The 2024-nt window shown below is 34.7% G+C and carries 2 protein-coding genes; both read right to left on the minus strand.

Features of this window, described 5'->3' with window-relative positions:
* Positions 1–165 precede the first annotated feature (165 nt).
* Positions 166–984 carry a M48 family metallopeptidase gene (locus tag AC3DU7_RS32320; RefSeq protein WP_488043314.1) on the minus strand — a complete coding sequence of 273 codons (819 nt, stop codon included), beginning with the start codon at positions 982–984 and terminating at the stop codon, positions 166–168.
* Between the two features lie 184 nt (positions 985–1168).
* On the minus strand, positions 1169–1867 hold the full coding sequence (locus tag AC3DU7_RS32325; protein ID WP_488043315.1) for a TIGR00266 family protein: 699 nt from the start codon (positions 1865–1867) through the stop codon (positions 1169–1171).
* Between the last annotated feature and the right edge of the window lie 157 nt (positions 1868–2024).

The raw sequence follows: 2024 nt of genomic DNA on the forward strand, positions 1-2024 counted from the left end.
TAATGGTTATGAAAATTCTGCTGAACGCGCTGACTTTCGCGGAGCCACTTCTGCTCCTATTCCCGACTACTATAAGCAAACCATAATGCCCGACGGAAGTGTTGCTACCGACGTTGATTGGTGATGACTCTTCAGTAATATTTCCGTCTATTTTTCAATGCAAAATTAGTTCCTAAAAATCTCCCGATCGCTCAACTGTAAATTTGGATCTAATTCTGAATATTCACCTAATTTATATTGTTTTTGTTTAATTAATTTTTCTAGTCTCTTAACACGCTTTTCTCCAGCAGGATGACTAGAAAAAAAGTCCCAGCTTAATTTTTCTTGTTCTTTAAAGTTCTTAAAAAAATCCGTTGCCCCTGTTACATGACCATAGGTTTCATTTAATAGTATTAATCCGAATTCATCTGCTTGATATTCTTGAGACTGAGAATAGCGAGTATTACTAATAGTTTCGATAACAGCTCCAACACTATTAGCTAAGGTCGCATTATCTCCAACAATACTAGCGATCGCAACTCTAATAACTAAGGTTTTTCCTAAACTCCGAAGATGATCTCTATGGGCAAAATGTCCTAATTCATGACCTAAAATCATCATCAATTCATTTTCCGATTTAACTTCTTTCACTAATCCTTCAAAAATACCAATAACATCCCCAGGTATGGCAAAAGCGTTAACGGTTTTTTCAGGAATATAGATGACTCGATAATCCCTTTTTTCTGATAATTTATTATCCAGTTTAGACTCTAAACGATCTAAGAGACGATTTAAGATTTCTTGTTGAGGAGAATCTTTAGCTTTTTGTTCGTAAACCGGAACAATTAATGCTCCTAATTTTTGTTCCCAACTAGTAGGAATCTGAGTAATTGCCCAATCAACTAACATCGATACAAAGCTAATCATTATGACAATAATCGCTGTAAAAATTCCTAATATAATTAAAAGTTGACGATTAGTTGGTGGGGGATTGCGATCGCTCATAAATTTGATTAACTCTTAAGGAGTCAGGAGTCAGAATAAATAGGAATTATAGAGGAGTTAGTTGGAAAAATTATCCCTGGATTTTTCTGCCATAATCATCCCAAAATACTAACTTTTTGACCTTTTTCCACCAAAAATGCTAAAGCCTTTATCTGTCAATATTTTGAGAATAAATCAGCAAATCTTAATTACTACTCTTTACAGGACGGAAAGGATTTAAAAAGTTTAATAGAGGATAAATCGCGCGACTTTGAATCCATAAACTGCCTTGGCCACTAAACCGACAAACCAATCCTTCACCTCCTAAAAGTCCTGTTTTTAAACCTTTAAATGATAAACCTCCAATCATCTCGACATTATAATTCAGGGTATCTTCAAAAGCTACAACATAACTGGTATCTACTACATAATTTTCTTCCACAGGAATTTCTAAAATTCCCCCATAGGAACTAAACCAAAAATCCCCTTTTCCAGTAGCTCTTAATAAAAACAAAGATTCTCCACTAAAAAAGCCTTTAAATCCTTGAAATTTGGTATCTATTTCTACAGTCTCACTACAGGCAACAAACCCTGATGATTGAACCAATAAACCACAACGATTCTCTATATAATAATGTTGAATATCTCCAGGAACACCAGGGGAAACATAGAGCTTTCCTGACTGGTTTTGAGCGGTAAATTCACTAATAAATAAGGATTCACCACTCAACATTCTACCGACTCCTTTCATTAAGCCACCTTTGACCTTAGATTGCATTTTAATTGAGGTATCCATGGCTGCCATAGCTGAAGCTTCTACTAATACTTTTTGCTCCGGGTACAAATCAATAATTAATGAAGCATAAGCTGGAGAATGTTCAATTTTATAAGCAATTTTTGACATATATAGTCATCCTATTTTATTGGTAAATAATAAAGTTTAAAACAGAGAATAAGGAAAGTCATTTCAGTTATCAGTTATCAGTTATCAGTGCCCCCTAAATCCCCCAATTTTGGGGGACTTTTAGAAGTAAATTAACTCTTGTTCCCCCCAAAGTTGG

It is taken from the genome of Okeania sp. (assembly GCF_983059655.1).